The organism is uncultured Phascolarctobacterium sp. (assembly GCF_937920985.1).
GTDB lineage: Bacteria > Bacillota > Negativicutes > Acidaminococcales > Acidaminococcaceae > Phascolarctobacterium_A.
In genome coordinates this window covers 30,981-57,412 of the sequence record NZ_CALDXR010000034.1, presented here as the reverse complement: position 1 = coordinate 57,412, position 26,432 = coordinate 30,981, and the positions used below count along the sequence as shown (strand labels likewise).

Annotated in this window: 20 protein-coding genes; 4 read left to right on the top strand and 16 right to left on the bottom strand. The window is 47.0% G+C overall.

Annotation, left to right across the window (positions count from 1 at the left end):
• Positions 1 to 110: 110 nt before the first annotated feature.
• The 4 genes from cobN (Q0612_RS06330) to Q0612_RS06315 form a co-directional block, all read right to left on the bottom strand.
• The gene (gene cobN, locus Q0612_RS06330; protein WP_298882237.1) at positions 111 to 3,827 is read right to left on the bottom strand and encodes a cobaltochelatase subunit CobN; all 3,717 of its coding nucleotides are present in this window, start codon (positions 3,825 to 3,827) and stop codon (positions 111 to 113) included.
• Positions 3,828 to 3,845: 18 nt separating this feature from the next.
• A complete protein-coding gene (locus Q0612_RS06325; RefSeq protein ID WP_298882234.1) occupies positions 3,846 to 4,790 on the bottom strand; it encodes an ABC transporter substrate-binding protein in 945 nt (314 codons plus the stop codon).
• Positions 4,791 to 4,801: 11 nt separating this feature from the next.
• Positions 4,802 to 5,572: a carbon-nitrogen hydrolase family protein gene (locus Q0612_RS06320; RefSeq protein ID WP_298882231.1), complete on the bottom strand. Its 771-nt coding sequence runs from the start codon at positions 5,570 to 5,572 to the stop codon at positions 4,802 to 4,804.
• Positions 5,573 to 5,674: 102 nt separating this feature from the next.
• Positions 5,675 to 7,582, bottom strand: a complete 1,908-nt coding sequence (locus tag Q0612_RS06315) for a TonB-dependent siderophore receptor (RefSeq protein ID WP_298882229.1) — start codon at positions 7,580 to 7,582, stop codon at positions 5,675 to 5,677.
• A gap of 193 nt (positions 7,583 to 7,775) precedes the next feature.
• On the opposite strand from Q0612_RS06315, the gene Q0612_RS06310 reads away from it, so the two are divergent.
• Entirely contained in the window at positions 7,776 to 8,609 is an 834-nt protein-coding gene (locus tag Q0612_RS06310; RefSeq protein WP_298882227.1) for a MerR family transcriptional regulator, read from the top strand.
• A 51-nt stretch (positions 8,610 to 8,660) separates the two neighbouring features.
• Here the strand turns inward: Q0612_RS06310 and Q0612_RS06305 are convergent, their stop codons facing one another.
• Positions 8,661 to 8,945, bottom strand: coding sequence for a hypothetical protein (locus Q0612_RS06305; protein ID WP_210684331.1), 285 nt, complete (start codon positions 8,943 to 8,945; stop codon positions 8,661 to 8,663).
• 228 nt (positions 8,946 to 9,173) lie between these two features.
• Here Q0612_RS06305 and Q0612_RS06300 point away from each other — a divergent pair, with 228 nt between their 5' ends.
• Positions 9,174 to 10,013: a MerR family transcriptional regulator gene (locus Q0612_RS06300; protein ID WP_298882224.1), complete on the top strand. Its 840-nt coding sequence runs from the start codon at positions 9,174 to 9,176 to the stop codon at positions 10,011 to 10,013.
• A 64-nt stretch (positions 10,014 to 10,077) separates the two neighbouring features.
• Here Q0612_RS06300 and Q0612_RS06295 read toward each other — a convergent pair whose 3' ends face one another.
• Entirely contained in the window at positions 10,078 to 11,055 is a 978-nt protein-coding gene (locus Q0612_RS06295) for an ABC transporter substrate-binding protein (RefSeq protein ID WP_298882221.1), read from the bottom strand.
• Positions 11,056 to 11,406: 351 nt separating this feature from the next.
• Here Q0612_RS06295 and Q0612_RS06290 point away from each other — a divergent pair, with 351 nt between their 5' ends.
• Positions 11,407 to 12,276: a PD-(D/E)XK nuclease family transposase gene (locus Q0612_RS06290; protein ID WP_298882218.1), complete on the top strand. Its 870-nt coding sequence runs from the start codon at positions 11,407 to 11,409 to the stop codon at positions 12,274 to 12,276.
• A gap of 367 nt (positions 12,277 to 12,643) precedes the next feature.
• Here the strand turns inward: Q0612_RS06290 and Q0612_RS06285 are convergent, their stop codons facing one another.
• The 8 genes from Q0612_RS06285 to Q0612_RS06250 all read right to left on the bottom strand — a co-directional run bounded on the left by Q0612_RS06285 (position 12,644) and on the right by Q0612_RS06250 (position 23,793).
• Complete coding sequence (locus Q0612_RS06285; protein WP_298882215.1) at positions 12,644 to 13,414, bottom strand: carbon-nitrogen hydrolase family protein; 771 nt, start codon at positions 13,412 to 13,414, stop codon at positions 12,644 to 12,646.
• 222 nt (positions 13,415 to 13,636) lie between these two features.
• A complete protein-coding gene (locus Q0612_RS06280; RefSeq protein WP_298882212.1) occupies positions 13,637 to 14,662 on the bottom strand; it encodes a radical SAM/SPASM domain-containing protein in 1,026 nt (341 codons plus the stop codon).
• Positions 14,652 to 18,371, bottom strand: a complete 3,720-nt coding sequence (gene cobN, locus Q0612_RS06275) for a cobaltochelatase subunit CobN (protein ID WP_298882209.1) — start codon at positions 18,369 to 18,371, stop codon at positions 14,652 to 14,654. The genes Q0612_RS06280 and cobN (Q0612_RS06275) overlap by 11 nt, the downstream gene beginning before the upstream one ends.
• Before the next feature lie 15 nt (positions 18,372 to 18,386).
• Complete coding sequence (locus Q0612_RS06270) at positions 18,387 to 19,424, bottom strand: iron ABC transporter permease (RefSeq protein ID WP_298882206.1); 1,038 nt, start codon at positions 19,422 to 19,424, stop codon at positions 18,387 to 18,389.
• Between the two features lie 16 nt (positions 19,425 to 19,440).
• Positions 19,441 to 20,412 carry an ABC transporter substrate-binding protein gene (locus tag Q0612_RS06265; protein ID WP_298882203.1) on the bottom strand — a complete coding sequence of 324 codons (972 nt, stop codon included), beginning with the start codon at positions 20,410 to 20,412 and terminating at the stop codon, positions 19,441 to 19,443.
• A 7-nt stretch (positions 20,413 to 20,419) separates the two neighbouring features.
• Positions 20,420 to 21,715 (bottom strand): nitrogenase component 1, encoded by a 1,296-nt coding sequence (locus tag Q0612_RS06260; RefSeq protein WP_298882200.1) that lies wholly within the window; start codon positions 21,713 to 21,715, stop codon positions 20,420 to 20,422.
• Complete coding sequence (locus Q0612_RS06255) at positions 21,708 to 22,997, bottom strand: nitrogenase component 1 (RefSeq protein WP_298882197.1); 1,290 nt, start codon at positions 22,995 to 22,997, stop codon at positions 21,708 to 21,710. Before Q0612_RS06255 ends, Q0612_RS06260 begins: the two co-directional genes overlap by 8 nt.
• Positions 22,987 to 23,793 (bottom strand): nitrogenase iron protein NifH, encoded by an 807-nt coding sequence (locus tag Q0612_RS06250; protein WP_293389057.1) that lies wholly within the window; start codon positions 23,791 to 23,793, stop codon positions 22,987 to 22,989. The genes Q0612_RS06255 and Q0612_RS06250 overlap by 11 nt, the downstream gene beginning before the upstream one ends.
• A 150-nt stretch (positions 23,794 to 23,943) precedes the next feature.
• Here Q0612_RS06250 and Q0612_RS06245 point away from each other — a divergent pair, with 150 nt between their 5' ends.
• Positions 23,944 to 24,804, top strand: coding sequence for a MerR family transcriptional regulator (locus Q0612_RS06245; RefSeq protein WP_298882194.1), 861 nt, complete (start codon positions 23,944 to 23,946; stop codon positions 24,802 to 24,804).
• Between the two features lie 41 nt (positions 24,805 to 24,845).
• On the opposite strand, the gene Q0612_RS06240 is transcribed toward Q0612_RS06245, so the two are convergent.
• Together Q0612_RS06240 and Q0612_RS06235 are read right to left on the bottom strand one after the other, a co-directional pair.
• Positions 24,846 to 25,157, bottom strand: a complete 312-nt coding sequence (locus Q0612_RS06240; protein ID WP_293829626.1) for a hypothetical protein — start codon at positions 25,155 to 25,157, stop codon at positions 24,846 to 24,848.
• Between the two features lie 93 nt (positions 25,158 to 25,250).
• Positions 25,251 to 26,351, bottom strand: a complete 1,101-nt coding sequence (locus tag Q0612_RS06235) for an adenosylcobinamide amidohydrolase (RefSeq protein WP_298882191.1) — start codon at positions 26,349 to 26,351, stop codon at positions 25,251 to 25,253.
• Positions 26,352 to 26,432: the final 81 nt, after the last annotated feature.

The following is a 26,432-nucleotide window of genomic DNA, read 5'->3' as shown; positions in this document are numbered from 1 at the left end:
CCTTTCAAAAAACATTTAGTTTTAAAACAGCTAATCTTTCATAGTCCTGTTCTATTACCAAACTCGTACTATTTTAAACTATATACTGTTCATACGGTCAAGAAAAAAATTTATTCTCCCCGCTCTTCCAGCTCTCCCTCCATCGACAAAAACAGCTCCTGCAAGGCCTGCTTTGTTTCCGGCTTAGCCTGCCACATACCACGCTGCTCTGCCTCCAGCAAAACTTCGGTAATACGATGCAGCGCCCACGGGTTTACCTCTTGCATCCATTGCTGCATATCCTTATCCAAGGCATACTTGGCCGCATACTTTTCATACATCCAGTCTTCCATAATATCGCTGGTTGCATCCCACTGGTAGCTCACGGCAACATACGTTGCCAAATCACCAGCACCCTTATAGCCATGCTTTTTCATACCTGCGATATGTTTAGGATTCATCGCCTCGCCGCGGAACCAACGCTTCAGCTCTTCCGTAAGGCTGCGCAGCTGTACCTTGCTCCGGTCCGAGCTGTCACTGACGTAATTGCGTGGCATACTGCCTTTATAGCTTCGCACCGCTGCAATCATGCCACCGCGATAATTATTATAATCATCGCCGCTGAGCATTGAAGATTCCCTGTGGTCAACATTTTGCACAGTAATATCTATCTGCGCCATACGCTTTTTAAAGGTTTCCGGCATATAGGTACCTTCACTGCCCTCGCCGTAGGCATGCGCACCCCATCTGGTATATACTGCGGCAATATCATCGATTGTCTCCCAGTTTTTCGCCTCTAAAACAGCGCCTGTACCGGCGCCATGTGCTCCCGGAGGATCACCGAACACGCGATACGAAGCCTGTCTCCAGGCCGCCTGCTTATCCAAGCCTGATTTTTCCAGCTCGCCTGCTTCCTCCAGTACATGCTTACACACAAAGTTCAGCTCAGTCGGCTCATCCAGAGATGCTATTCTCTGCGCAGCATCATCCAGCCAGATGACACTTCCGGGCATACTGTCCCTAAAGAGACCACTGATGCGTCCGGTTACGTCTACACGCGGACGCTGGAGCTCCTCCAAAGGAATAACCTCCAAATCAATGACACGTTGACTTCCCGGCTGCCATACCGGGCGCAAGCCCATCAGATATAAAAATTCGGCAACGCATTGTCCGTGATTACGCAAATTACTCGTAGCCCACAAAATTATACCGACGCTTTCCGGATAACGTCCTTCTTCTTCTATGAATCTGCCGATAACATCCTCGGCCATCTGCTTACCGATTTCCCAGGCAGGCTTCGTCGGTAGGCATCGTGGGTCGATACTGTAAAAATTGCGTCCCGTAGGCAGCAAATCAGCGCCACCACTTGTAGGCGCACCGCTGGGACAAGGGTCAATATATTTGCCGTTTAATGCGTTTAAAGTATTTTCCTGCTCCAATGTAGTCAAAAGCAGACTTGGGGCAATATGCTCGCAAATATACGTCAGAGATTGCAGCAGCTTAGCCCGCATTTCCCCCTGCAAAGCGTTCGCCCAGGATAAGCTGAATACTTCTTTAATTTTAGCAGCATCAAAGTCATTCTTTTGCAAAATCAAGATAGCTTCTCTAGCCTGCTCACGTATTTTGTCCAAAAGCATACCATAGGTCATGCTGCCATCAGCCAGCATCTGCTCGCTGTGCTCCATCAGCTCATAGTAATCATGCCCATGCATAGCAGCAAGGTTTTTCATCAGCGACGGCACCTTGCCGTTATCCAGCTTCGTCAACGCCAGCAAATACTCTACCAGCTCTTCTCCCTCCGGATGTACGCCCAAAACATGCAAACCTGTACTAATCTGCATATTCTTTAAATCCGTAATAAAGTTATGCAGCTTGCCGATATAATCATCAAAATCCACTGCTTCGCTTTCCGGAACATCCTCATCAAGATTACACTCTGCTGCTTTACTGCGAATCATTTCCTTAATGCTGTCCATGCCTGCGGCAGCAGCAGCATCATTTTTAAAGTGACAATATTCCTCCAACAGATTTTCCAAATCTGCTAATTCTTCGTAAGTACCGGAAACACTCATCGGCGCAGACAAATAGCTTATCAGGCAGGCAGCACTGCGGCGCTTGGCCTGAATGCCTTCACCGGTACAGGTAATCCAATAGGGATAGATGTTAGGGATATCACCGGTGCAGATATCGGGATAGCAGGCATTGCTCATAGCATTGCCCTTTCCCGGCAGCCACTCCAGATTACCGTGCGTCCCCACGTGAATCATAGCATCTGCGCCCCAAATATCACGCAGCCAGTGGTAAAAGCCAAGATAATGATGCGTAGGTGCGCAATCCGGCGAATGGTAAATTTTGCCCGGGTCATCGCCAAAACCGCGCGGAGGCTGAACCGTAACAAAAACATTGCCATTTAGCATACCGGGGACAATCAGCACATCGCCGTAGCGGAAAACCTCTCCCGGCGCTTCGCCCCAGTCACGCAAAAGCTGCTCCTGTGTTTTTGCCGGAAGCTGCTCATAAAAGCTTGCATAGTCCAGCTTTGCCAGCTTACCGTCAGCTGTTTCCAATAACGCTTCCGAGATGAAGCGTCTGTCATTAGTAGCATGTGCCGTAATATCATTTACAAAAGTCTGACTGTCTGGCGGTATATTATCCAGCTTGTAGCCCCGCTTTTGCATTTCCTCCAGCAGCAGGCGTACGCTTTCAATCGAATCCAGACTTGCAGCACTGCCGATATTGGAATTGGTCGGCGGATAATTATGAAAAACTATCGCTATTTTTTTATCACTAGGCTTTTTATAGCGTAGCGCTGCCAGCTTGCGTGCCTTTCTTGCCAGCATATCAATGCGGTCTGCCAGCGGCATGCGGTAATGCGTACCGTCTTCACGTTCCTCATTAGTAGAAACCGGCACAGAATGCAAGGCTCCGTCAAATTCAGGCATGCACACAGCATAGGAAACCTCATTCGGCGTCAGCCCGACCATGCTCTGCTGCCACCACTTATAAGGCATATAGGTATTTACTACCTGCAGCACAGGAACTCCCAGGTGCTGCAAATCCTGCAGCTTTAAAAAACCTGTTACTGTCAACGAAAAAACAAACGGATTTATCAGCACATCAATACAAGGCCGGCCGTTTTTATAGAAAAATCTTTCAAATGCTGTTGCCAAGCTGACAGCACCGATCTTTTCGTTCGGCATCGTGGTACTGAACACAGCAATAACATTACAATTTTGTGCTTCTATCGCCTTGATAATCTCATTTTGATATGCAAGGCGTTGCCAAAGCCAATCCTCACGCGAAAAGATAAAGCCCACGGTAGGCTTGCTGCTGTCATAATGTTTTGCCAGATATTCATCAAGCTCAACAAACTCATGCTTAAATTCAGGATGATAGATTCCACACCAGGGCAGCTGTTCCGGCAGCTTATAAGCTGTATTTTGCTGAGTAAAGGCAGCAACAAGATACAAACACAGATTCTGATAATTTTTCAGACCTCCGCAGGCAAGATATTGCTTCAGCAGGCTCTTTTGCTCCTCCTGCAGGCCATAATCCATCTTATCATCACCGGGGTCAATGATATCAAAAAGATGGCACAGCTTCTTCTGTTGTAAAAAGGCCGAGGCTTTTTTCAGATAATCACAGCTCAAGCCTGTTCCCATCCAAGTGCAAAAGAAAAATCCTGCACCCTGCAGTTTTTGCTGCCAATAGCCGTTCCACTGCTCACTGTCGTTGATTTGGATTACTTCTACAGCATTGCTGATTTCTTTGTCCTCTATGGTATTTAAAGCATCACGCATACCAACATAATGGGGTTCCATATTGGTTACAAAAATAATTTCTGCCATCTCCCTGCTCCTCTCAGCTTACTTAAAATACTCAGGATATATTAACTTATCAATTGCCAAAACACTGTCAGCAACATATTGGCTTACGCAATACATATCCTGACCGGGCAACGTTACCAGATTTTTATTTTGAATGGCTTTTACGGTTTGCAAGGACTTATCATTGAGCAATTCCTTTTCTATTTCCAGTGTATGCGTAGGCGCACCGTTCCATCCCGGCATAATAATGACATCAGGATCAGATTGGACAATAAATTCCTTGGAAACAGTGGTATTCTGCCCTGTCTGCAATTGCTCCATACAGTTATCAACCTGCGCATATTTGCAGATGTCGGCAAAAAGCGAGCCCTTAGTGCCAATCACACCATGACCTGACATCACAACCACCTTTTTCTGCTGTTTGATGTCGGCAGCCTTGATAACAGCCTGTGCCTTAGCGATTTTGGCATCATATTCCTTAATCATCGCTTCACCCTGCTGCTTAGCATCTACAACATCGGCAATCTCGCGAATCGCTTTTTTTATATTCTCCACCGTATATGGTGTTTTATAAACATAGACGCTGATACCCATATCGCGGATAGTCTGAATGCTGTCCGGTGTCCACCAATCTCCCAAAATAACAAGGTCCGGCTTTAAAGCCATGATACGCTCTACGCTTGGTGTGCCCTTGATACGTTCTTTAACCGCCTTGCTTTTTTCTACTACATGCGAAATTCCTGCATCATCACAAAGATAGCTTACAGAAGCTATACGCTCCGGCTCCACTAAACCAAGCAAAATTTCATCACAGCTGATGGAGAAGGAAACTATCCGCATAGGATGTGCCGGTACCTTTACCTCATAGCCCTTGGCGTCCTTGACAACTCTCGTTCCGTTGTTTTCCGGCTTATCATTGCCGCATCCTAGGCAAGAGCAACATGCTATAATTACACAAATAAAAAATACTGCTAACTTTCTCACTGTCATTCACCTTAAATATCTGCCAAATTTATTATTACAAATTCTGTAGACAAAACCAGTTTCTTTACTTCATCAAAATCTATAATCAGCACTGCTTCACATCCTTCATAGGTAAAAAGTACTTCCCCATTGCAGAGAACAGCACTTTGCGCATGGCTGCAATCCATGCCTTCTGTCCCCGTCTGATTACAGATAAGCACCGGAATACCATTGGCCGAACGGCTCAAACGCTTCCACGCCTCCTCCGGCGGTCCTGCATGACCTCCAGGCGGCCAGGCAGCAACAACTACAGCGAGCTCTGCTCCCTGCCTAGCAATTTTTTCTCCATGCTCGGCAAAATAAGCATCCGCACAGACCATAACACCGGTATTGATACCTTCTAAATTCCAAACCTCAAATTTTTCTCCGGGATGTGCCCAGTTTTCCGTTATCCACGGCACAACCTTCGTTTTATCGTGACGATTATAATATGTTCCGTCCGGCGAAATAATTGCGCAGCTGTTACGCGGAGTTTTTTCGTCGACAAAACCACAGCCCAAAAACAACCTTTGCTTGTATTGCCTGCAAGCCTCCATAAACTCCTGTAAAAGATTATTTTGCAGCGAAGCAAGCTGAAACTGCTTATCGCTGCGCATCATATAATAACCCTGCAACGCCATTTCCGGCGTCAGTACCCAGCTTGCGCCATACTGTGCCGCCAGCTTCATCCCCTGTAAAATTTTCTTTGCATTATCCGCTTGCGGTCCGCAGCAATATGCAAAATGCAAAAAGGCTATTTTCAAAATTCAGCACCTCGCTCTAAAAAAATCTATATATAAGTGTGGTGGCATAAGCGTTATCTGCCTATGCCACCACTGGTGTATGAGAAATAAGATTATAAGCTATTAGAATGTGTATTCTACGCCCGCAACAAAGTTACGGCCAGGCTGTGAATACCAGCCAACTCCGCCAGGATTACGCATGTCATATGTCATATCCGTATACATGCGGTCAAAGAGATTATTCAGCTTAAAGAACACATTCATACCCTTAACAGGCTTGTAGTTCAAAGCAATATTAGCAGTCCAAACACTCTTATAGGTATCTAAAACCTGCGCCTCATTAGATTTACTGCCGGGACGGTCTACGATACCTTTAATATTCAGGCTGCCGTTAAATTTAGTATCGTCATAGTTAAATGTCAAATCATATTGACCTTTCGGGATGTAGCCATTACGGTTAGGATTAACAGCTGCGGAAGTCGCAGGAATATAGGTATGTGTATAAGCTGCAGTAGCGCTGAAGTGCTCATCAAAAGCCTTAGTCAGTTGAACATCCCAGCCTTTAATAGTTTCTGCACCTGCATTGTAATACTTCCAATTAGCACTGTTGAAACCAATAAGATTATCAGACTCTGTACGGAAATAATGGGCAGAGAATGTTGTCTTGTCATCAATGCGTGTGTTAAGGCCAATTTCTTTGGTTTCGCCCTCTTCCGGGTTCAGCTTTTCACTGCCATAGAACGGATTGTACAGCTCATACATATACGGAGCGCGGAAGAATTCCTTGTAAGATACGTACATGTTGGTCATGTCGTTAAATTTATAGGAAAGTACACCACTGCCTGTAGTTTTGTTGCCATATTCGGAATGCTTAGAAAAACGTACACCGGGAGTAAAGCCCCAATCACCGAACTGCATTTGGTCCTGGATAAAGAATGCCTTATTATCAACAGTACCGGTCATGCTCGGTGTGTACTGATCGTGATATTTATTCATGGCATCTTTATAATAATCATAACCACCGATGATAGTATGATTGCCATCCTGATAAGTCAGCTGTTCTGAGAAGCCCCAGGTTTTTTCACGCATCAACCACAAGGTTGCAGGGTGTCTTATATCATCGTCCAAATCTGATGTACGGGAGAAGTAAGTAAGTCTATTACTCAGCTTATCGTTAAATTTGTAGTCAAAAGAAACAGTATACTTGGTGTTATCCTTCTTGCCTTCTGTCATTCCACCGGTAAAAACCGTCGGTCCCATCATAGAAGCATCTGTTTCCGGTCTGCCGTAATCCAGCTTATAGCGGGAATAAGATACATTGATGTCTGCTTTATCAGCAAACTTTTGTCCCAGCTTTACACCATAGCTCTTGCTGTCTATTTTATTAACTGTTGTATTGCCATGACCGTCTTTATACTCACCCATTTTATCGGTTTGACCGTTCACAGTCCAATAAAAGCCGCCTTTAGTCATACCTTCATTGTAAACATTATAGGTTTTCTTGCCATAGCTGCCCCAAGCGCCGGAAATTTTAGTAGTGCTTGCTCCGGCCTCCGGCTTGCGGGTGATAATATTGATTACGCCGCCGACAGCATCACTGCCATAAAGAGTAGAAGCAGAACCCTTCAGTACCTCAATACGTTCAATATTGTCCATATTGCTTACTTCAGATGGCTGAAATACGCTGGATACAGAACCGTTGGTATTGGCTCTTTGACCATCAACCAAAACTAAAACATGACTAGTACCGTTTACATACAAATAATCGGCAGAATAATTGGCACCTGTAGCACTGTAGTTTTGAATAGCAACACCAGGAACTGCACGCAAAGCTTCACTTACAGTCTGATAATGCTTTTCTTCAATATCCTTACGGGTAACAACGTTTACGTTAGCATTTGCTTCAAAATTGCTTTCTGCAATTCTGCTGGCAGTAACAACCATCTGATCAAGGTTAAATTCGCTGATTTTTTCTTCAGCAAACGCACCTTGCGCATTGCCGGCACAAATACCGGTTATCAGCATACACATTAATAAGCTCTTAGAACTCTTCTTCACAATAACACCTCATCTTCATAAACTACAGAACAACTCTTGACAAATGCTATGTCAAGCATTTTAATAATATATAGAACCAAAATCCTAATTGTTCTGCTTATCATTAAGAAGAATTTTAAAGTATCTACCTATAGTAGAGTCAAGCATTATTTTTACAGGTGAATTTATGAATAAATTATCAGAAACATATTTTACAATCGGAGAATTTGCCTCTCTGTTCAAGCTATCGAAGCAAACATTATTTTATTATGAACGCAATAATATTCTTAGGCCTGCTTATATTGATGAAAACGGTTATCGCTATTACTCTTTAGAACAGTATTTTATCTTTGATATTATTATCAATATGCGTAAACTGGGAATCCCCTTGAAAGAAATTGCCGATTATATCCAAAACAGGGATGTTAATGCTTTGCAGCTTTTTTACAAACGCAAACAAACAGAATACCAGGTACAGATTGATATTATGCAACGCAACATTACTAATCTGCAGACAAAAATCAATCGCCTTGAAAAAATAAAAAATGTTACTACTGATAAGATTACTTTGGAAGAGCAAGCTGAAGAATATTATATAGCAACACCTTTATCTGTTCATGAAATATCACTTAAAGAAAAAATAAAGTTGGTTGCCAAACACAACTATACTTTCGCCAGCAGCGAATTGTTAAATGAATATCTAATGGGATATATCCTACCTAACGAAGCTCTGCAGCAAGGCAATTTTTTAGCAATATCACATCTTTATACCCGTATCTCCCATCCTGATGAATACACCGACGTGCAAATTAAAAAAGCAGGCCTATACGCCTCCATTTATACTCCCAACGGTTTCCATACACAATACGAATACTCTTTCAAAAAGCTTTTGGCATTCATTGAACGTAACGCTTTAACAATAATCGGCGATGTGTATATTGAACAATTAAGGAATTATTGGTCTACTGCTGATTATACAAAATATATTGTAAAAATAATGATACCTGTAGATTATCTCTAAAAAACAAGCCCCTAAAGCAATCTTTTAATTACTTTAGGAGCTTATTCGTCATTATTTTGCTTCGCTTAACACTTTTTGAAACAGCTCATGCACTTCTTTATCGGATTTTCCTTCAGCCATAGCAGCTTTGGCCTGTTCGACGGCATTTTTATAATTTTTGTGCGCTGCATCATCAGGAAGATTATCGATATCATAATTCATGACACTATTGAAAATCTCATGAATTTCTTCTACTGATTTCCCTGCAGCTTTTGCAGCCTCAACATGCTTCATGGCCATTTTATAGCGATAGCCTGCGTGGGGTGTATTAGGTAAAACATATTCCGGGTGTGACATATCTTATCCTCTCCTCTGTATTTATTTTTTGGACAAGTATATTCTACGGTATATACTCATAGTAGAGTAAAGCACTTTTTTCATAAAACTATTTTGGATAATATTGAGTCAAAATTGCGAAAAGCAAAGCTTCTCTTTTCTCCCCAACTTCACTATCTGACTAATAAATGTTATAATAAACATAACTATTACGCAACGTATTGTGTTAAAGAACCAAGGTGATACTTTATGAGCAAAAATCCTAAGCTATACTATACTGCAGGCGAGCTGGCAGATCTTTTTGAGCTGCCGAAGCAAACCTTGCTTTATTACGATAAAATGGGAATTCTGTCGCCGGAATTCATTTCTGAAAACAACTACCGCCATTACTCTCTCAAACAGTATTTGATTTTAGAGGTCATTTTGAACATGCGCAAGCTGGGAATACCTATATCTAAAATCAAGGAATATCTGGAAGAACGCAGCATTGACAGCCTGCAGGCTCTCTTACAAGCTAAAGACCGTGAATGCGAGGATATTATTGCACGTAACGAAAAAATACGCAAAAATATTCAAGTTGTTTTTCAACAGCTCGACAAAATCCGCGAAAGCCGGCTTGACCAGATAACCGTCACCTTCCGCCGCAGCAAGCGATTCCTGCTAAGTCCTGTGCCGCCGGAATGCAGCGGTGACGAAAGCATTAAAATTCTTGCCGGACATAATCTGAAGGTTTTTTCCAAGGAACACTTCAAGGAAAAAGCTGTCGGCTGGCTGGCAGACAAGGATTGCTTTTTGGCAGGTGAATACAGCCGACCGCTGGCTTACTTTTCCAGCGTTAATCCGGATTACCACGGAAAAATGGAATGCTACACCCGCCCAGCCGGACTCTATATGACGCAACGCTTTCAGGGTACCTTTCGTGACCATGTGCAGGAGCTGGCGGAGCTTTTCAAAGCTTATATGCAACGTAATAAGCTATACGCCGTAGACAATCTTTATATTATGCCGTTAAAAAATCATTGGATGACGCCGAAGCCAGAAGAATATATCTACCAGATTTCCCTACGGGTTGAGCCTGATGAAAATTAAAAGCTGCACTAGCCAGCATCTTATTTGATGCTGATTGGTGCAGTTTTTTAATCTTACGCTATTTCTACTTCACCCTTAAATGCTGCGCCCCCTGCATAGCAAAGGCTTCGCCGTAGGCAGCATGGGCAATTTCCTGCACGCCAAAGACTACATCCTGTGAGCAGTTATAGATATAACCCTCGTTGGGATAAAACAGCTGCTTATTTTTAATAGCGCGCATGGTCTGCAGCGACGGGTCCTCCAAAAATTCGCGATTATATTTCTTGATATCAAAATTGCCATGGTCGTTATACACCGGCATTATCAGTAAATCCGGATCAATCTTCACCAGCATTTCCTTAGTAATCTGCTGGCCGTTTTTGATTCCTGCAGCCGAAACGCCGTTGATAACGCCTGCTTCCTTACACATATCGTCAAAAATGCAGCCCTTGCCGCCGTAGGAGCTCATCAGCGAAACAAGGACGATTTTCTTCGGCTGCTGCAGCCTGAGCGCCGCTACCTGCTGCTTCACCTGCGCCAGTCTGCTGTCCATCAGCTTTACCAGCTCTTCTCCCTTACTGTCGGCGTGCATGGCTTTGGCGATAGTGCGCACGTTTTGCCTGATATCATCAATAGTTGCTGGTCCCTTCAAAACAATGACGTTCATGCCCAGATTGCGCAAATTTTCGACACGGTTCATGTCGCTCCAATCGTAAGCAAAGACTACGTCCGGCTTCAGCGCCAGCACCTCTTCTGCCGAAGGGTTTTTGATTTTGTGCTGAATTTTTTTAGCCTGCTCTACAAGGTTGGAGCTTACCGGGTCATCGGCAAGATAATTGACGGCAACCAATTTATCTTCCATACCCAGGCCCATGATTATGCCATCGCTGCTGAGTGCCAGCGTCAGTACCTTTTGCGGTGCCTGCTTGAACGTAGTCACTGTTCCATGCTCGTCTGTCACAGTATAGCTGCCGCCTGCGGCAGCGTCTTTACCGCCGCTGCCTTGTCCGCAGCCTGTGACTAAAAGCAGCAGCAACAGCAGTAAACAAAAAAATTTCTTCATGCTTCATGCCTCTATTCTCATCGTTTTATTTCAGCGGTATTGACTTATATGCGGCAATACCGACAATACAGTAATTTATATTATAAAGTATATAGCACTATGATAGTCAAGAGTAAAGAAAAGCAAAAGAGAAAATAAACACTTGTTTTTATTTCATTTGTATGTTATAATTATTTCAGTTGCATGGGTAGCCGTTTTCCAACGGAGGTCATGCCTGGTTGTGAGAACCAGTGGCGTTTGTCGAGCTTTCGGCAAACGCCTTTTTTATATCTCTTCCTATTGCAAATTAAGCCAGTCCTACCATCTTATATATTTTTCATTACTTGTGTGTTATAATTAAAGGAGGAAAGTATGAGTTCCAAACAATACCCGGAAAGCCTCATCCGCAATCGCGAAAGGCTTATTGAAAAGGCCAAACAACTGAACCTATTCAGTGATGCAATGGCTAAAATGGTCTTTACTGATTCAGGTGCCTGCGAACATGTTTTACGTATCCTTTCCGGCATCGATTCACTGGTCATTAAGGAAAATCGTACTCAAATGGTCATTAACAAATTTGCATCCAAGGATATTATTATGGATGTTCTTGTAGAAGATGCAAACAATAAGCTCTACGAAATGGAAATTCAAAAAAGCGATGGTAAAATTGACCATGCTAGACGCATGCTGTACTATTCTTCGAGCATCATTGGTAGCTATTTGCCAAAGGGCAAGGACAAAAAATATAAAAGCGTTCCCGATTTATATATGTTTTACATAACCGAGCCTGATATTTGGCATTTAGGTTGTACCTGTTACAATGTAACCAAGCGCCTTAATAATTTACCAATGAAATACGATGATGGTCTGCATATGTATTACGTTAACGCAGAAGTTAATGATGGCTCTTCAATTGCCAAACTAATGCAGTATTTTAAGACTGCGGAAGCAGATGACTTAAGTCAGGGAAAATTATCTAAACATGTCAATTATCTAAAGTCTACAAAGGAGGGAAAAGCCGCCATGTGTGAATTTACTGAAAGAATTTTTAGCGAGGGTAAAGCTGAGGGTAAAGCTGAGGGTAGAGCTGAAGGTAGAGCTGAAGGTGAAGTTAGCGCCAACTACGCTGCAGCAAAACGTATGCTTTTAAAAGGAAACAATTCGCTTCAAGATATTGCGGAATTTACTAACCTGCCTTTGAGCAAGATTCAGGAATTGCAAGCTGAACTTAAAAATGCTTAAGCTTTTAAATATGCTTTTGCCTTTATTGCCGTGCGCTACGCGCACGGCTTTTTGTTTGCACTCTATGCTCCCCCACACGTCAAAAAGGCGGCGCAGTGCGCCGCCTTAAGGGTTAAACTGTTATGTCGTTAGAAAGTGTATTCTGCGCCGATGATAAAGGAACTTGTATTCTTATCACTTACTCGTAAAAGGGACTGGCTTTTAATGACCGTAAACAATTAAGGGCTAGAGATATCGTCTATTGGCAGGTGGATGGCAGCAATAACGCTGCAAGTGATAATCTGGATGATGTATATTCTGACGGCAAGGCTTTTAAAGGCATTGCCACAATAGCAAAACAGGGGTATTATTTCGCCGCAAGTATTTTTTATTTTATATAATGAACATCATAGGCTATGGACTGTACACGCTTAGCATCTGCATCGTAATCAAAAAGCAGCACCGCAGGCTCACCGCTGTATGCCAGCTTCAGCTCACCCTGGTCGATAACTACACTCTGCCCCACATTCATATCCATCCACTGCGGGGAACCGGTCTGGTTGCAGACAATCACTGTCACATCCGTTACCTTGGATGCATTAATCCAAGCTGGAAGCGGATTGCCGCACACCTGCGTCGGCGGCCAGGCAGCCATGTCGACAATTATTTCTGCACCCTGCGCCTTAGTCCCTTCGTAAAATTCCGGGAACCACAAGTCGGCGCACACCAACACTCCTGTCTGCAGACCGCTGCAGGGAAGCACGGTAACGGCATCGCCTTTGTCAGCCCAAGCCTCTGCTCCCACTTTACCGCCAAACAGCTTGCGATGACGGCCGATCAGCTCGCCATCAGGTCCGAAAACCAAACAGCTGTTGAAGTTTTTATCACAAGCAGCATCATATTCACCACAACCTAAAAAGAGGGTAATGCCGTATTCACGACACAGTTTACGCAGCGGCTCCAGCTCAGGTGACGGCTGAGGCGCTACCACAGCATTTTTATTTATGTAATAAAAATAATATCCCTGTACCGCTGCCTCCGGTGTTAATACCCATTCCGCTCCCTGCTCCGCAGCCAGACGCACTGCCTGCTTCAATATCTGCAGATTGCACTCCTGTGGCCCGCAGCTGAGCTCTAAATGACATAAAGCAATTTTCATTATATTGCCTCCGAATATTCTAAACAATCGTTATTTTTATTTTATTCCATATACTAGGAATATAGTCAAGCTAAAGATGCTCTAAACAAGCTTTAATATATAAAAAAAGCATGTAGAAAAGCATAATTCCATGTCAAAACTAACATGAAGCATGTTAGTTTTAAGAAAAAGAAACGTCAGCAAATCGGATTTGATTGTTACGTACCCGATGCTGACGTTTTTTTACTTTTGTATGTGTTTTATCGCTTCACGCTTCATGCTGCATTCCGCGCCATAGTCAGACTTATCCTCGAAGCCATACCAACGTGCGAAGCAACCGCCGCCGCACAATTTAAAATCGTCGCATTGGCGGCAAAAGTCCATCGACTCGGCAATCACCTGCTTAGTTTTTTCTACCAAAGCAGGCTCTAAGCCGTTATATACATTGCCAAGGTAAAAATCCGCATTGCCTACCAACGAAGAGCAGGCGTAAATATCACCCTTGGCATCTACAAAGGCTGCTTCGCCGTTCATAGCGTAGCAATGGCCGAAGGTCAGACTGCAATCCTTACACAAAAGCTGCGCCCGCTCCTGCTGCGCAATCGCTATGCGCATCCCTGTGAGCTTCGCCAGCTCATCGCAGCGCGCAAAAACGCGCTGCATAGCCTGCTGCATCGCTGCAGGCGTAGGCGGCTGCAGGTCACGGCCACGTCCCTGCCCACGCAGGATGTCAAAGCCGATTTTGCGGATGTTGCCCAAAAAGTAGGCAAAATCCACGATACCTTCCAGCGTATCTACATTTTCCGACGTTACTACGCAGGTTACGCCGCAGGCAATATTGTTGCGGCGCAAAACCTCAATACCCTTCAAAATCTCACCGGTCGCACCGTAGCCATTCTTTTTCAGCCTCAGCTTGTCGTTGACCGCAGGCCTGCCGTCAAGGCTCACGCCGATTGCTACCTTGTTCTTATAAAGGTACTTGGCAATCTTATCGGTAAGCAGAGAGCCGTTGGTCTGCAGCTGCAGTACGGCAGGCAGCTTTTCCTGATGCACGTAGTCTACCACTGCCTGCAGGCATGCAAAGTTCAGCAGCGGCTCGCCGCCGCTGAACTGAATAACAAAGCGTTCACCGCCGGCTGCTGCCAGCTTAACAGCTGCCAGCGCAGTGGAAGCTGACATCATAGTGCGGTCATGCTCAGCGGCATAGCAGTAACGGCAGACAAAGTTACACTGGCCGGTCAGGCTCAGCACCAACATCTTAATGCTCATCTGCTCTGTCCTCCAGCTCGCCTTCCATATCCAAATAGAGCTTTTGCAGCTCCTCCTTGGTTTCCGGCTTAGCCTGCCACAGTCCGCGCTGCTCTGCCTCCAGCAGAATTTCCGTCATGCGCTGCAGCGCCCAAGGGTTAACATCGCGCAGCCATTCCTGCACTACCGGGTCAAAGGTATATTTTTCAGCATATTTTTCGTACATCCAGTCCTCCATAACGGCGCTCGTCGCATCCCACTGGAAGCTGTGCGCAATCATGTTGGCCATATCGGCAGCGCCCTTATAGCCATGCTGCATCATGCCCTTGATAAACTTGGGGTTAATAGCCTCGCTGCGGAACAGGCGCTTTGCCTCCTCCTGCACGCTGTGCATCGTCACACGCGTCCTGTCGGTACTGTCGCCGCAGTAGGAGCGCGGCGCACTGCCCTTAATCGAGCGTACTGCGGCAATCATGCCACCATGATAGGCATTGTAGTCATCACTGCTGAGCATATTGGTTTCGTGGTTATCCTCGTTTTTAATCGTGATATCCAGGCTCCCCATACGTTTGCGGAACTGCTGCGGCAAAAATTTGCCTTTAGTTTTGCCACCGTAAGCATGACCGCCCCAACGCACATAAACATCGGCAATATCATCAATGGTTTCCCAATTCTTGCTTTCCAGCAGCGCCGCAACACCTGCGCCATAGGTTCCCTGCGCATCGCCAAAGACACGGAAGGCCGCCTGACGCCATGCAGCAGCGTGGTCCATACCCTCCTGCTGCTCCAGCTCCTTGGTATCCTCCTGAATATGCTTACGCACAAAGTTTAAATCATCAGGCTCATCCTGCTCCGCTGCTAAAAGCACCGCCTTGTCCATTACTTGCATTACCGACGGCATAGTATCGCGGAAGAGGCCGCTGATACGCGCCGTAACGTCAATACGCGGACGTTTGAGTTCCATCAGAGGAATGACCTCCAGGCCGTTGATACGCAGGCTGCCGCTCTGGTACTTGGGACGAATGCCCATCAGATAGAGGAATTCGGCAATGCACTGTCCGTGGCTGCGCATGTTTGCACCGGACCAGAAGACCATACCGATATTTTCGGGATAATGGCCTTCCTCCGCAATGAAGCGTTCTACCACCTGGTCGCCCAGTGTCTGGCCGATTTCCCATGCCGCCGGTGTCGGCAGGCAGCGCGGGTCTACGCCGTAGAAGTTACGGCCCGTCGGCAGCAAATCAGCGCCGCCGCTAGAGGGAGCACCACTAGGACCAGGCTCGATATATTCGCCCTCAAAGCCACGCAGCATATTGGTAATTTCTTGCTTCGTCAAAAGCAAATTGGGGTAAAGTGTATCTACAATATAGTTGCAGACCACTTCCAGCTTTTCTCTGCTTTCCGCCGGTGCCTGCTGCACCCAGGGCAGCTGCAGAGCATCAGCAACCGCATCCTTGACAAAGTCACGCTGCTGCAGGCAGCGAATCAGCTCGCGGCACTGATTGGCGATACGGTCGATTAGCATACCATAGGTGATATTCAACGGTTCGTATATCAGGCTGCTGTTTTCCAGCAGATAGTAATAATCAAAGCCATACAGCGCTGCTATTGCTTGCGTCAGGCTGGGGATATTGCCGTTATCAAGACGCAGCAGCAGCCACAGATAATCCTCCAGCTGCTGATCCTCCGGCGGCTGTCCCATAATATGGAGGCCTGTGTGTACCTCCATATTCTTCAAATCCGTAATGTAATTATGCAGATTCATCACGTATTCGTCAAAGGGCTTTTCTGCATCGTAAGTAACCTCATCCTGCAGGTTAGCCTCCGCAACCTTTTCCAGCACCAGCTCCTGCAAGCGCGGCAGATTATCCGGCTGCGTGCTGCTGAAGTGCACGTATTCGTCCATGAGCTTTTCCAGCTCCTCCAGCTCGTCATACACTCCCGCTTGTGTCTGCGGCGCCGGCAAATGCTCAATAAGGCAGGCAGCGCCACGGCGTTTTGCCTGAATGCCCTCGCCGGTAATAGTGATATTATAAGGATAAATGTTCGGCAGATCTCCCAGCGCCAAATCCGGGTAGCAGCTGCAGTCAAGGCCGGCGTTCTTGCCCGGCAGCCATTCCAGGCTGCCATGCGTACCGATATGCGCAACAGCGTCTGCCTGCCACACATCGCGTACCCAACGGTAGAAGGCCAGATATTGATGCGTCGGTGCAACGTAAGGATCGTGGTAGATTTTTTCCGGGTCCTCGCCAAAGCCACGCGGCGGCTGCACGGTTACGAAAACATTGCCGTTCATCGTTCCCGGTACCAGAATATCGCCGTCATATTCCATGACAGTACCTGGCGTTTCGCCCCAATCCTTCACCAGCTGCTCCTGCACCTTTTTATCCATCAATGCAAAGAATTCTTTATATTCTGCTCCCTTCAGCTTATTGGCAGCATCAACCTGCTTTTCCGTCAGCATACTGCGGTCGTTGGTGGCATTGGCTGTCAGCTGTTTGATAAATTCCTTCGTATCCTCAGGAATCCAATCTACCTTATAGCCACGCTCGCGCATAGCAGCTAGCACGCGACGGATGCTTTCGATTGTATCTAAGCCGATAGCACTGCCGATGTTGGAATTACGTGGCGGATAGTTATGGAAGATAATCGCGATTTTTTTCTCGCTGTTAGCCTTGTGGCGCAGCATCGCCCACTTCTTCGCCTTGGAAGCCATGCGTTTTACACGCTCCGCATTCGGCAGATAGCGCACATCACCGTTTTCCAGAATTTTTTTATGCGCTATGGGCACACCATGGATAATACCATCAAACTCCGGCAGGGAAACGCTGATAGAAACCTCCATCGCATTCATGCCTTCAAAGCTATCCTTCCATTCCTCGAAGGGCGCAATTGTCGTATAAGCAGCCAAAACCGGCACGTTAAGCTTTTTCAGATAATCAAGGTTAATCGAACCGCCGGTAGTCATAGAAAACTTCATCACGTTCAGCAGCACATCGATTGCAGGCACACCGTCTGCCGTGCAGAAGAAGCTGTTGAAAACCTGCGTCAGACTGGGCATGCCCATTTCTTCAAGTGGCATACCGTTGCTGAAAACGCAGACAGCGTTGACGCCCTGTGCTTCTAGCTCTTCTATCATCGCAGTCTGGTAGGTCAAATCGCCCCACACCCATTCATCGCGGTAAAAAAGAATGCCCGCTGTCGGACGGCCGCTGACGCAAAAATCGCGCTGATATTCTGCTAAATCGGTATAAACCTTTTTCGCCCGCGGGTGATAAATACCGCACCAGTGAATCGGATTCGGCTCATCAACTGTAATAGCCTCACCCTGCAGCAGCTGCTGCAGGTATTGCCACAGATTGTAATAGTTGATTTCGCCGCCGAACATGCAATATTTTTTGATAACAGCAAGCTGCTCTGGTGTCAGTCCCTGCGCCAGCTCGCCTTCCTTGCTGCCGGCAGCATCAATATAAAATGGCAGGCGCAGCTGCTTCAGCAGGCTTACGCAGCGCTGCAGAAATGGTGTATCCAGACCAGTACCCATCCATTTCATAATGACCAGCTTGGAGCCAGCAAGCTCCTTGTGCCATTTATCATCCCAAACCGTCGCATCGGTAATCCAGCGGCAGGCGCAGGCATTATCCAGCTTGCCCTCCTGCTGCAGCTTTTCCATAGTCTGCTGCATCATGCCCATGCGGCGGATAACATTCGTCAAGAAAATAACCTTCATAATTTCTACCTCATCTTAAAAGAACTGCTTCTGCATTCTGCGCAGCAAATACAGGAAGTACGGCGTACCCAGAAACGCTGTCATAATACCTACACGCACCTCTGCCGGCGGCATAATAACACGTCCCAGCGAATCGCAGAATACCAGAAAGGCTGCACCGCCAAGAGCGCTGGCAGGCAAAAGCACGCGATGGTCAGGACCAATCAGCATACGCATCATATGCGGAATAACCAGGCCGACAAAGCCAATGTTGCCACTGACACAAACAGAGGTAGCAGTAGTCATAGCAGCTACGAAAAGCAAACCCATACGAAAAGCAGTAACAGGCATACCAACGGCCTTAGCTTCCGTTTCGCCCAGCACCAGAATGTTCAGGTGACGTGCCAGCAGGCACATAATAATAATGCCGCACAGCACAGGTCCCACTGCCAGATATACGTGCTCCCAACGACGGTAATCAAGACCGCCGACCATCCAGAACAGATATTGCTGCAGCTTCTGCTCGTTCATAAAGGTGAGCAGACCGGAGGTAATGGCACCCAAAAGCATACCTACGGCAACGCCTGCCAAAAGCAGCGTCATAACAGGAATTTTGCCGTTACGCATCGCCAAAAACACTGTTAGGCACACAGCGCAGATACTGCCGCAAAAGGCAAAGGCCGGCATAGCAAACATACTGCCAGAGGCTGCACCCAAAGCAATAGAAAGCACCGCACCGGTAGCAGCACCGGAGGAGATACCGATAAGACCGGGATCTGCCAGCGGGTTGCTGAAGATGCCCTGCATTACAGCGCCGGAAATACCCAGCGCCGCACCTACCAGCACACCTACCAGCATACGCGGCAGGCGGATATACCAGATAACGGCAAGCTGCTCCCTGCTGTAATCAGCCTCGGTAAAGCCCGGCAGATTCAGTTGAGCGCCGATAACCGCCAACGCTTTTCCCACAGGCACATCTATCTGACCGAAGGTCAGAGATACACAGGCAATAACAACTAAGAGAACTGCTAAAAGAATAATAGCCAATGGACTCCGTTCACGTTTAATAATCATCTACAAACACACTTCCTCAAAAAATTTCCGGATATACAGCATGCGCAATGTTTTCAATAGCATCGACAATATGCTGGCTGGCAACATAGCGGTATTTGTCCGAAACAAACTTAATCTGCTTGTTGCGTACAGCCTTAACATCGCGATAAGCGGGGTCATTCATTACGGCATAAGCATAACCCTGCACATCCTGTTTATTGTTATAATTCCAGGTCGGCAGCATAAAAATATCCGGATTTATGCGTACCACCTGTTCCTTGCTGATAGCAGGCATACCATGCTCACTATTGTTTTCATCGGCAACAATAGCCGCGCCGTTGATAACATGCGCCATCGTCAGCATGCTGTCGAGCAAATCTCCTCTACGCCCCATGGCAGAGGTAAAATTAAAGGCTACGGCAACGCGCCTTTCGCTTGACGGAATCTGGCGCAAGCGTTTTTGCAGCTGCTGCAGGTGCGTGTCCATCTTCTGCACCATCAGCTCCCCCTGCTGCTTTTCGCCCACCGCTGCAGCTATGCCGCGGATTTTGTCGCACATCTCCTTGTAATTATGCGGACTGCGCGCTATATATACAGGTACGCCCAACCCCTCCAGACTGCGGACCAAATCACTGGAGGTGGCTGTTGAAGCAACGACAAGGTCAGGCTGCAATGCGTAAACCGCTTCCGTATTCTCCGGCACCTTGCGTCCCACAGTATAGGCCTGCTCCTTGGTAATAAAGCTTATTTCGCTGTCGCCTGCCCAACGGCTATAGGCCATAATGCGTTTGATATCAACCAAATCAGTAAGGATTTCATCCGTACCATAGGTAAGCGAAACTATTCGTTGCGGCTTATGCTCAAAGTGCAGCGTCCTTCCGGCATCGTCCGTAACGCTATAGGCCACATCCGCCGCCGGCGAAGCAGGAACATCTGCAGCCTGCTGCTTACTGCATCCTGCAGTAAAAATCAAAAGCAGCAGGCTTATAATCATCAATAGCTTTTTCATAAACCACCTACTCTATCTTGCGCTTTTTCCTGCGGATAAAGCAATTCCACAGTCGCTCCAGCATGTAAGCACTGCCTTGCAGGCCTACCATAGGCTGATTAGTAATAAACACCTCATCATTCGTAGGATAGCAGATATTGCAGGCCTCAAAGCTACACTGCTTTCTGCGGTAAAGAACCGAGCTTTCGCTGCTGCTTGCCAGCAGCAGCACATTATCACAGGTTTTAAAATATTCGCTGATGGCAGCATCATCCACACCAACAGTATAAATCGCCTCTGCAGTGTCGCAGGCAGGCGCGTCCTTGAGCGCTTGTTGGCAGATAACCGTCAGCCTGCCGATATCGGTCCATTCCGTGCGCAGCGTTTGTGCGAGGCACAGCGCCTGTGTAGCAGGCGCGCTGACGAGCACGTTGTCAAACCACATGCTGCCCCAAAGCGCAATCGCTTCATTATTACGGCTCAGCAAATAATTATCCTGCGCCTGTGCTTCTGCCGTCACCTTATCCAACGCAGGAGCCGGCAGCTGCGCATTGATCTGCTGCAGCCAGCGCAGCGTTCCCTGCACCCCGTAAGGCAGTCCGGCAAAAATATACGGCGTGCCGTATTTTTTCTGCAGATATTCAGCCAGCGGCAAACCCAGCTCCGCATTGGTAACAATGTTCAGCGAAGCCTCCGGCAGGCGCTGCAGCTCTTCCAACGTGCATTCACAGCCAGGAGTGCAAAGCACCTCATATCCTGCCATCTGCAGCAGTCTTTTCAGCTCCTGCGTATCGGCAGCACCCTGCAGATAAAATTCCGATTGTCCCAAAATATTTACAGCCAAGGGCTTTGCTGTCGCAGTCTGCGGCAGCAGCTGCGCAAACAGCTTCTTGGCAGCCTTGGCGTAGCCCTCGGCAAAGCCGCCGACCATACCACCGCTGTCGAGCGTAACTACCGGAAACGGCAGCTCCAGCTTACGCGCCATACCTGCCAGATCATCACCGATTAAGCTCAGTGAACAGCTGCTTTCCAAAAGCAGTACCGAAGGCTTGTGACCATCCTCCAGCATGCGCTGCAGCTCCTGCGTCACATATTCCTCTGAGCCGTAAATAACAGCGTTATTATCAGGCTGTGAACCAAAAAAGCGCGTATACATATCGGGACGCGCCTTTTCCAAATGGCGTAAAGCATAAAAATAACACCACAACGGTCCGTTAATCAAAACCTCACTCTTGTCAATAGCAGCAAAAAAGGCTCCTGCACCTGTCAGCGCACAGGTATTCACACGCTCGCAGATATTGCCCCAGCCTTGCTTTTCAGACATAGCGCACGCCTCCCTTCAGTCTGCTGCACAGACTCTGATAGATTCCCTGCATCATCTTGACCTCACCGGCAACAGCAACCTGCGGCAGCATCGGCAGGAAAATTTGGCGTGCTTCCTTATTCTGCAGCTCGTGCGTCGTCAGCACGATGTCTGCCTCCGCCACCAGCTTTTCGCCCTCCGCCGTAGTATAAACAGGCACATCGCTGTTTTCCTGCACAACCTTCAGCATCGCTTCGCGCTCATCACCATCATAGGAATCCAGCAGGATAATACCAGTAAGATTCAAGCGCAAAAGCCTGATAGTCTGCAGGATATTGCCCGGATGAAAATATCTCAGTATGCGGCCGATGCACAGCACTGTTTTCTTGCCTTCCGTTACCGGCAGAAAATGCTGCAGCTGCTCACTTAAGCGCTGCTGCTCCAGCTTCAGCACCTGCTGCGCCAACTGCTCACGTCCCAGCATACGGCCGATGCTGATAATCCAGTCCTGTGTTTCCTGCCAGCCGACAGGATAAATATCGGCCAGATAATGTGTGCCGTATTTTTCCTGTAGCTGCTCTGCAACCTTACGCAGGCCGATATGCGTCTGCCCACGGCCGCCAAGCACAACCGCATATTCGGCAGCCGCCACCTTTTCCAGCTCATCCATAGCCATATAGCCGGGGAACTGACCGATAACCTCTACGCCGAATTCCTGCAGAATACGGGTAACCTCTTTTGCGTAATGCCCCCACGGGCCACCGTTATCACCTAAAAGCAGGACGCTGTCCTTTTGCTTGGCGCAAGGCTTCACAAAGCGCTCCAGCAGCTTTTGGGTAATTTCAAAATAACCATCATAATATTCTGCACCTAAAAAGCCACAGCATTCCACAGTCAGAATAGGAACATTATATTCCTCCTCCACCTCGCGTGCCACAGATTCCACATCATCACCGATAACACCGGCAACGCAGGAATTGGCAATCATCAGGCATTTGGGCTTATAGGTTTCAATGGCAAAGCGCAAACATTTTTCTAAACGCGCCGCACCGCCGAAAATTGCGTCCTTTTCCTGCATCTGGCTGCTGAGCAAAGGCACGGAACCCCATTGCTCGCGCTCATTCTCAGAAAGTGTGCGATATTGGGAATTTATATCCATCGTGCGTGCTACATGAGCGCAGGCACGCGGACTGTGAAATACAACTACAGCGCCATTCATATAGGCAACAGCGCGCCACACGCCCGGCATACTGCAGCTGCAGCTTTTACGTGCGCTGTAAAAGCGTCTTGTTTTAATTGCCATATTCGGCCACCAGCTTTTCAAGCTCCTCAAAGCTCATCGGCGTAGGAATAGCCATATTTTCATTATGCCAGATATCGTGCGCCAGCTGGCGGTAAACACCGGCCTGAGCACTTTCCGGTGCATATTGCAGCACTGTCTGGCGATTGTTTTCAGCTTTGTTGACGATAACGTCACGCGGAATGAAAGCAATCAGCTGCGTGTGCAGGCGTTTGGCAAATTCCTGCAGCAGCTGCTGCTCGTTCGGCGTATTGCGGCCGTTGCCGATGATGCCGCCAAGACGCACGCCGCCACGCATAGCAAAGCGCTTAACGCCCTTGGCAATATTGTTGGCAGCATAAAGGCTCATCAGCTCACCGGAAGAAACAATATATATATCGGTTGCATAGCCTTCGCGGATAGGCACGGCAAAGCCACCGCAGACTACGTCACCTAAAACATCATACATAATCAGGTCCTCGTCCGTCAGCACCTCCAGTGAACGCAGCTTTTCCAGCGCTACGATGATGCCGCGGCCAGCACAGCCTACACCGGGCTCAGGACCGCCGGCCTCTACGCATTTGATGCCGTTATAGCCTGTATGAACAATATCCTCTGCCGCAACCTCATCATTATCGCGCACCATGTCCAGCACAGTCTGGCTGCAGATGCGTCCCAACAGCAGTCTGGTAGAATCGTTTTTCGGGTCGCAGCCGATTTGGCAGACCTTAAGACCTTCTTCACTGAATGCAGCAGACAGATTTGACGTTGTCGTAGATTTACCGATACCGCCCTTACCATAAATCGCAATTTTCTTCATTAAACTTTGACCTCCATCCTATACTCAAAAACTTCTATTCAACTAGCAAGAAAATTATGATATAATTTACTAGATAAAAAAGAAGTGATATTACTCCTTCTAATATTAAACTATATACTAGTACTATAGTCAAGCTTATGAGGAACAATTATGATTAATAAAGACAAGCGAAAGTTTTTCACTGCCGGTGAGCTGGCAGCAATTTTTAATATATCCAAGCAATCACTGCTCTACTACGACAAGGTCAAACTGCTGTCGCCTGATTTCGTCAGCGAAAACGGCTACCGCAATTATTCAATTCAGCAGTTTCTTGATTTGGAAATCATCGTCAACCTGCGTGCGCTGGATATCAGCATCGCCAACATCAAAAAATATTTGGAGAACCGCAGCAAAGAAAATTTTCTGCAGCTGCTGCAGGAAAAAACAGCCGAATGTCAGGCCATTATCCGCAGTAATCAGGAAATCTGCGACACCATCGAGCGCATTAAGGACGATATGCACGTCAAGGAGCTTAATCCCTGCCGTCATCTTACTCTCAGCTGGCAAAACGATCGTCTGCTGCGCCTGACGCCGCTTGCGGAAAGTGACGACGGCAAAAGCCGCATTACCAAATTTGCCCGCCATGGTCAAAGACGCGCGCATCACAAGGGAGCCTTGCCTAATCATGCAGGCTGGGTTTTAGACCAGGAAAGCTTTTTTAAAAAGCATGAATTTCAACGTTCACAGGCATATTTTTCCTGCGTCACCAGTGCCAGCAAGCATAGACAGTCTATCAAAATGACACTGCCTGCCGGTCTGTATCTGGAAATTATTTTTTCTGGTACCTTCTGCGAGAACGCTGAAAAATTATCCCAGCGCATCGAACGCTTTCTGCAGGTAAATGATTTTGAGCCTGTAGGGAATATCTATATCCTGCCCCTGGAAAACCATTGGTTCTCCTGCGACTGCGAGCAATACGTCAACAAAATCTTTCTGAAGGTTATAGACAAGAATATGCCCTCACTGACGTAAAAAGCTGCCGCATCTACTGATGCGACAGCTCTTTTTTGTGCTTATTTGTGGTGACAGTGACCGCTGGTCTCGCCATTCATGATTTTGCGGAAAACCTCATGCGCTTCGTCTGCGCTCTTACCGCTTTCCAGTGCTTTTTTCATATGCACCATGGCAGTGCGATACTTAGCATGTGCTTCATCCTGCGGAATGGACTCAATGTCCATCGGGTTGAACTCCATTACCTTTTTGAAGATAGCATGGATTTCGTCGCTGGATTTACCTGCCTTTTTAGCAGCCTCTACGTGCTTCATAGCGCTTTCATAACGATGCTTGCCGTGCGGATCAGTCGGAATTTCAAATTTCGGATGCATATTATTCACCTCGCTTCCTTTGATTACAACCATAATATACACTATATTGCTGCTATAAGGTCAAGTGCATATTTATATTTTTCTCACCTGAAACTAGCTCTCTTTTGTAGTCTGATGCAAGCGTTGGGCGATAATTTTGTTAAACTGCTGCTGCCAGGAGGCCAGCATAGAAGCCAAAGTGCCTTCATTTATAATCTCAGCTTCAACATTATATTGTTCTGCAATAGCCTGCAGCAGCTTCTGCCCTGCCAGCTGCATTTCTTTAGCGCTGATAAGCTCCCACAAATGCTGATCCAGAAGGTGTGCATACAGCGAAGTATATACCAGCATTATATCTTCTTTAGCCAGCTTTTCGGCTGCCAGCAGATATTCCGGCTTCACTACTACTGCGTCCTGCGCGCTGTAGGACTGCCACATATCCCCTGCCTTGATGTCAAAACGCTTGAGGCGGCGGAAAACATCGTGCTGCTTCGCCGGAGTCAGTCCGGACTGCTTGGCGAGCGCTTTTTTTACTGCGTTCTTCACGGTCTTGCCGATAAGCTCGCCCAACTTGGAATGCTTGCCTGCTCCCTCCATGTACAGCTCGCTTTCACTGTTGGCAATGACAATCGTCTGGTCTGTACCTGAGCCGGTAGCGATACCATTAGAGTATTTACTGCCCTCCAGCAGCTCCTGAATGGCAGCAGTCTTGGCCTCGGTGCAGGTCACTAGGGCACGCGCCATTGTTCCGGCTGGCATATCGCAGTCCAGCAGCAGCATAATATTAATTGTTCCGTACTTCGGCTTAGGCATAGGCTTATAGTAATCAGCAGGGTCACCTGCACGGCCACCGTTTGTTTCGATGCCGCCGGTTACGATGGCAGTTACGGTCAGCTCCTTAAAGCTCAATGTTTCAACAACAGCGTTTTCCATGCTTGCCGCCGTACCCATGCCGCTCACCTTGTCCGGGTCCAGCGCCAGGCGCTTGGATACAAGGCGCATGTGCTCCACATAGGTGTCTGCCAGCATTTCGCAGGGCATACCTGCTCCCTGCTTGGCATCATAATTATATACGGCAACGTAATCATCATGGTAACCGCCATTATATAGCGATGTGCTTAAGATTTTGCGCGCTCCTGAAAAATAGATAACGATGCTTTTATCGTAAAAATAAACCTTATCTCCTGTCGACAAGGTACATAAATGTTCCGACATAATCAGCCTCCTTGAATGTGTATAATATAGAAGATAGTTTACAGTATATAGTAGTAGTAGTGTCAAGTAATTCACTTAAAT